Source organism: Desulfobacter sp. (assembly GCF_050177295.1).
On record NZ_JBFXHE010000284.1, the window covers coordinates 1 to 5,912 of the forward strand.

Sequence of the window (5,912 nt, forward strand, 5' to 3'; positions counted from 1 at the left end):
CCCTGATGACCACCACCATGGTGCGCATGCCCGAGGTCATTGCCCTGGCAAAGGAGAACGGGCTTGGGTGCAAGGTCATGGTGGGCGGCGCCGTGGTGACCCGGGAGTGGGCCGAATCCATCGGCGCGGAATATTCCTCCGATGGGGTGGAAGCGGTCAATGTGGCGGCCCGGATCTGCATGGACAAGGGATAGTGCATACCCAATGCTGGATCTGTCTCACACGCCGGGCACACAGAGACAACTCTTCAAAAAAAAGAGTCTCATTGATCTTTTGAAGACAGATTAATATATGGAATACAGATCCGACAGTTACCTGACCCCGGTTGGAAATTCAACGGACCCTGTATGCCAAAATTACGTGGCGCTTTTAAAATGATCAAAAAGACGGCGAGCGTCATGCTCGTAATGGTTTTCCTGGGTCTGCACTTGATGTCCGGTGTGGGCGCGGCCCAGGATTGGACCGGGCGTCTGAGCGTGTCAGAATATAAACTTCGAGCGGCCTACCTTTATAATTTCAGCAAGTTCATACGTTGGCCGGAATCTGCCTTTGAAAGTAAAGACGCTGCATTGGTCATCGGGCTTCTGGGGGAGGATGTGCCCATGGAAATTGGAGAATTGTTGAATTCAAAGCGCATCGGCTCCCGTCCCATTGAGGTAAGGCAGTATCGAACCGGGGAGAGCATGGATGACTGCCACCTGCTTTATCTGGAATCGAGCCAGAACTGGATGCCTGTTCTCAGAACACTGAAATCGTCAAGGGTTATTACGGTGGGGGATGCCCCGTCCTTTGCGGACGACAACGGTGCCATACAACTGGTCACCATACGGCAGCGGCTGCGGTTCATCATCAATTTGAAAGCCCCGGGTTTCGCCGGCGTCGAGCTTGATTCCCGGCTCTTGTCCCTGGCCCTGGAAATAAAACAATAGGGGGGAGCGATGAATATCTGGCTGAAAAAAACGTCCATTAAAAGCAAACTTAATATTGTAATTTTAGGCACCTGTTCCGCAGTGCTTTTTCTGACTGTTCTAATTGTATTTGCCACCCAGTGGTTCCTTTACAAACGCAACGCAATGGAAGAACTTAGCAGTCTGGCCCACATTGTGGGGGATAACAGCGCCGCCGCCCTGATGTTCGAAGATCGTCAGGTATTGGGTAAGAGCCTTGAATCCCTGGGTCAACGATCGTCACTTTACCAGTCTGCCTTTTATCGCATCGACGGTACAATGATTGTGGAACTCTCCTATACCCTTAAACCTCATGATCCCCGCTCATTGAACATCCCCTCATTTCCAAAAAATCATTTTAAAACCAATGAAACGATGAGCTGGGTTGAAGCATCAACTGAACATACTCCACCCCATCATCCTGGATGGGGAAAAAATTGCATTTTTATTTCTCCAGGCGGGCATGGAGGAATTGTATCGTCTCCTGGTTGAATGGGTGGGATATCTGGCCTTGGCTGCTTTTGCAGGTATGGTTTTTGCCGGCGTAATGGCCGGCCGCCTGCAACGCATATTTACCGTACCTGTAATTAGGCTGACCCAAGCGGTCAGACAAATTTCGGAAGAAAAGGATTACAGCCTCCGGGTGGCGCGTGATACCGAGGACGAATTAGGGGAGTTGGCAGCCGGATTCAACCGGATGTTGGAAAAAATCGAGGAACGGGATATTCATCTTGAAGATCAAGTCCGGGACAGAACCGTAAAGCTCCAAAAGGCTATGGAAAGGGCAGTGACCCTGGCGGATCAGGCCCAGGCCGCCAACCGAAGCAAATCCATGTTTCTGGCCAATATGAGCCATGAGATTAGAACCCCGATGAACGGCGTGCTGGGCATGGTGGAACTGCTGATGGACACCCCGTTGACCCGGGATCAAAAAAAACTTATAAATACCATAAAGGTATCCGGGGACTCCTTGCTGCTCATCATCAACGATATTCTTGATTTTACCAAGATTGAAGCCGGAAAACTGGCACTTGAATCAACGCCCTGCAACCTTGAAAGCCTGGTAAGAGAGACCGTGGACATCATCGCAGGCCAGGCCGAAAGCAAGGGATTAACGCTGATTGTAGACATCGGGCAACTGGGTTCTCCTTTTGTGAATGCCGATCCTTTAAGGATACGCCAGGTTCTTTTAAATCTGCTTTCCAATGCCCTTAAATTCACCAGTAAAGGAACAATACGGGTGCGGGTGCAGACCCTGGAAGAGAAAAACGCCTTCACGAAGGTCGGTTTTGCGGTTAAGGATACTGGAATCGGGATGGAAAAAGATGTCTGTGACCGGTTGTTCAAACCCTTTACCCAGGCAGACGAATCCACCACCCGGGAGTTCGGAGGTACCGGACTGGGCCTTGCCATTTCCAAGCAACTGGTGGAATTGATGGGTGGCCGGATTTCATGTGAAAGCCGATCCGGTATCGGCAGTGAATTCATGTTTCAGCTTGAGTTGGAGAAAGTATCGCAAGAGAGTGTGGCCCCAGTTAAATTCTCAAGTGAAACCGATTCCATAATGCCGAACCCGGTTGTGTACGACCGGCGCTCTGAAATAGAAGTCCTTCCGGAAAAAGCACCTCTGGTGTTGGTGGTGGAGGATAATACCATTAATCAGGAAGTTTCTTCCGGAATTTTGAAGAACCTTGGCTGCAGGGTGGATCTGGCCCCAAATGGTGAAAAGGCACTGGCTGCCGTGAAGGATAAATCTTACGATATAATTTTTATGGACTGCCAGATGCCGGTCATGGACGGATATGATACCACCCGCAGAATCAGGGCCATGGGTAGCATCTCCAGGAGCGGCGGCGAGTTGCCGGTTATCGCACTGACAGCCCACGCCCTGGCCGGAGATCGGGTGAAATGTATCAAAGCCGGTATGGACGATCATTTGGCAAAACCCTTCAGCAAATTCCAAATGGCGACGGTTTTGAGTCGGTGGCTGCCTGAATGGCAGGACAGCGTTATAGATCAGCCAGCGGTGCAGGAAGATCATACCGATGCTGAGCCCAACGAAGATGGGATTTGCACGGCGGCCCTGGATGTGATCCGTGGTATGCAGCCCCCGGGTGCGGATGATATTCTCACCAAGATTATCAAAATATTTTTAAGGGACGCTGCTGAACGGACACAAAAAATATCCCTTGCCATGGTGGATGGAGATATGAAATCTATCAGGGACCATGCACATTACATGAAATCCAGCAGCGGGAACCTTGGTGCTGTTCATCTATCGTCCTTATATAAAAAACTGGAGGAAAACACCCGGAAAACCGATAATTTAGAACGTTTATCCCAAATCATAACGGAAATCGGGTCGGCCCTTGACCAGGCAGTGAGTCAATTAAAGGAATATATGGTGGAGACATGAATATGAACCAACACGGGGACAATGATAACCAGAATCTTGAAGCGTCTGAAAACCCTTTGATTTTGGCGGTTGACGACGACGAAGCCATACGGATGCTCATGAAGGCTGCCTTAGACGGACATGGGTTCCGGGTGGAGGTTATGGAAAACGGCCTCAAGGCTGTTGACGCTTTTGAAAAATTGAATCCCCATGCAATGCTCATGGATGTGAACATGCCTGAAATGGATGGGTTTACAGCCTGCAAAGCCATTCGCTCTCTACCCAATGGAAAGCATGTGCCTATTTTGATGATGACGGGCCTGGATGACATGGAATCCATTGACCGGGCGTTTACCGTCGGGGCCACGGATTTCATCAGCAAACCCATTAACTGGGCGATTCTCAAATATCGTATCAAATACATGCTCAGGGCAAGCGCAGCTTTTAATGACGTGATCCTGCAGCAGAAACAGATCCAGGAATTGGCCTATTATGACCACCTCACAGGCCTTGCCAACCGGACCATGTTCCGGGAGAACCTGATACGGGAAGTCGCAAACTGTGGAGAGGGCGAATTGCTTGGCGTGCTGTTCCTGGATCTTGACCGGTTCAAGCTGATAAATGACAGTCTCGGGCACAAGGCCGGCGATACCCAGGGGGGATATGTCGCCCTTGGTTCCGGAAACCATGAAAATGTAATTTCAAGCGTCAGGTACGGGGATGCGCTGGGGCAAGATACCTTCTGGCGGTTCTATGCAAAACATCAAAGCAGAGATGAATTCACCCTGGAGACCGGATCTGATGCGGATGATGCCTGGACCAAAACCCAAGCCGGATTCCGGCTGGATTCCATGCTCTCAAGTAAAGACAGCCTAACCCTCCAGGGTGATATCTATGAGGCCGACATTGATCAGACCCTGCTGCTGGCCGACTTGATCCCGCCAACTTACCTGACGTCCACGCCTGTGGAAACAGATACCAAGGGATGGAATCTTTTATCCCGGTGGAAGCGAACCATTTCCCCGGATTCTGATTTCACCCTTCAGGTTTATTATGACGGAAAAAATCAGGCCGAGGATATCAATGAATCAGACCGTGACACCTTTGACATTGATGCCACCCACCGGTTTGGCTTAGGGACGTGGAACGATATTGTCTGGGGAATCCGGTACCGGTATACCCGGGACCGGTTTGTTGAGTCATATATCGTTTCCATAGATCCCACGGAAGAAGAAGATCATCTTTTCAGCGGCTTTATTCAGGATGAAATATCCCTGGCCGACGATGCCGTGAAGCTGACCCTGGGGTCAAAAATCGAACACAACGAATACAGCAATATGGAGATTCAGCCCAGCATCAGAGCCCTGTGGGCGGTGAACAATGAACATAAAATCTGGGGAGCGGTCTCCCGGGCGGTAAGGACCCCCAGCCGGTTCGAGTCCGATGGAGAAATTAAAAATGCTGCCTTTAACACATCCCAGCTCGGTCTCACCCCGCCACCGGGACTTCCTCTTACCGTTGTCGCCCAGGGAAACGACGACTACGATTCTGAAGAAGTGACAGCCTATGAGCTGGGGTATAGATTTATCCCGATCGATTCATTTTCAATGGATCTGGCAGTGTTTTTCAACAATTACGACGATCTGAGAACCGGGCAGTTAAATCAAGTTTTCACAGGCAGCGGGGTTACCCAATATGTAACCCTTACCAATGAGGGTTCCGCAGAAACCTACGGGGTGGAATTGTCGTTAAAATACAGGTACTCTGATTTTTTCCAAGGGCACCTTGCTTATAGTCTTCTTGAAAACAAAGTAGAAGTATACGACAGTTTCGGTTTTCCCCATCATCAAATTTCGCTGCAGGGTGATTTTGCCGTCTCAAAAACCATGCAGCTCAATCTTTGGTTCCGTTTTGTGGATGATATGGATGCCCTGTATTCCTTTGATACCGACAAGACCTATGAAGTCGATAGTTACCTGACCATGGATATCCGGTTTGCCTGGCAGATTCTGCCTGACCTGGAGTTCTCTGTGGTGGGCCAAAATCTATTGAGAGGGGACCACGTGGAATTTGTACAGGAATCTTTTTCCGCTCCGGTTGAAGTGGGGCCGTCGGCTTATTGCAAATTGACTTATCGCTTTTAGGGGATTATCACGGAGCATCCTATGGATATGCAACAAACATTATATCAATTTTGGCTAAGTGCTTGACCATCCCTGCAAACACATATAACGGCGTGGGTTATGACACATCTTCATTCCAGGATTCCACCCTCTGGGTGGCAAATGATAAATTCATTCCTTAATATTTATCTCTGCTTCGGCTGCGGAAGGTGTCGTTCGATCACAAGAGCGTGTAGAGATACCAAGGTTGCATCCCCTGCTTTATCTCAGAAGTGGGGAGGATATCAAGGGATGAAAGAATCTGTCAGATCCCAACGGTGAAATCGGTTCTTGCGATTACCTGCCCGCTATTGTTGACAACGTCCACACGCCATGATCCGGCATGCGCGGGTTTGTTTAATGGAAATATATAAGAGTGCCTGGACCGGCTTTTCATTGGGCAGATCC

Annotated in this window: 5 protein-coding genes and 1 pseudogene; 5 read left to right on the forward strand and 1 reads right to left on the reverse strand. The window is 49.6% G+C overall.

The window, feature by feature from the left end; all coding sequences use genetic code 11:
• From AB7U36_RS16875 to AB7U36_RS16895, 5 genes and pseudogenes are all read left to right on the forward strand, one after another.
• Window positions 1-194, forward strand: a pseudogene (locus AB7U36_RS16875) (cobalamin-binding protein); the annotation flags it as partial.
• Window positions 195-347: 153 nt separating this feature from the next.
• Window positions 348-929: a YfiR family protein gene (locus tag AB7U36_RS16880; protein ID WP_428160864.1), complete on the forward strand. Its 582-nt coding sequence runs from the start codon at window positions 348-350 to the stop codon at window positions 927-929.
• Between the two features lie 9 nt (window positions 930-938).
• Complete coding sequence (locus AB7U36_RS16885; protein WP_428160865.1) at window positions 939-1,439, forward strand: CHASE sensor domain-containing protein; 501 nt, start codon at window positions 939-941, stop codon at window positions 1,437-1,439.
• Window positions 1,411-3,363 carry an ATP-binding protein gene (locus AB7U36_RS16890; protein ID WP_428160866.1) on the forward strand — a complete coding sequence of 651 codons (1,953 nt, stop codon included), beginning with the start codon at window positions 1,411-1,413 and terminating at the stop codon, window positions 3,361-3,363. Before AB7U36_RS16885 ends, AB7U36_RS16890 begins: the two co-directional genes overlap by 29 nt.
• 2 nt (window positions 3,364-3,365) lie before the next feature.
• The gene (locus AB7U36_RS16895) at window positions 3,366-5,486 is read left to right on the forward strand and encodes a TonB-dependent receptor domain-containing protein (RefSeq protein ID WP_428160867.1); all 2,121 of its coding nucleotides are present in this window, start codon (window positions 3,366-3,368) and stop codon (window positions 5,484-5,486) included.
• A gap of 283 nt (window positions 5,487-5,769) precedes the next feature.
• Here AB7U36_RS16895 and AB7U36_RS16900 read toward each other — a convergent pair whose 3' ends face one another.
• A complete protein-coding gene (locus AB7U36_RS16900; protein WP_428160868.1) occupies window positions 5,770-5,901 on the reverse strand; it encodes a DUF2914 domain-containing protein in 132 nt (43 codons plus the stop codon).
• Between the last annotated feature and the right edge of the window lie 11 nt (window positions 5,902-5,912).

Coding starts and splice junctions, on each gene's coding strand:
- AB7U36_RS16880 (WP_428160864.1), top strand. CDS start 348: ATGCCAAAATTACGTGGCGCTTTTAAAATGATCAAAAAGACGGCGAGC.
- AB7U36_RS16885 (WP_428160865.1), top strand. CDS start 939: ATGAATATCTGGCTGAAAAAAACGTCCATTAAAAGCAAACTTAATATT.
- AB7U36_RS16890 (WP_428160866.1), top strand. CDS start 1,411: ATGGAGGAATTGTATCGTCTCCTGGTTGAATGGGTGGGATATCTGGCC.
- AB7U36_RS16895 (WP_428160867.1), top strand. CDS start 3,366: ATGAACCAACACGGGGACAATGATAACCAGAATCTTGAAGCGTCTGAA.
- AB7U36_RS16900 (WP_428160868.1), bottom strand. CDS start 5,901: ATGAAAAGCCGGTCCAGGCACTCTTATATATTTCCATTAAACAAACCC.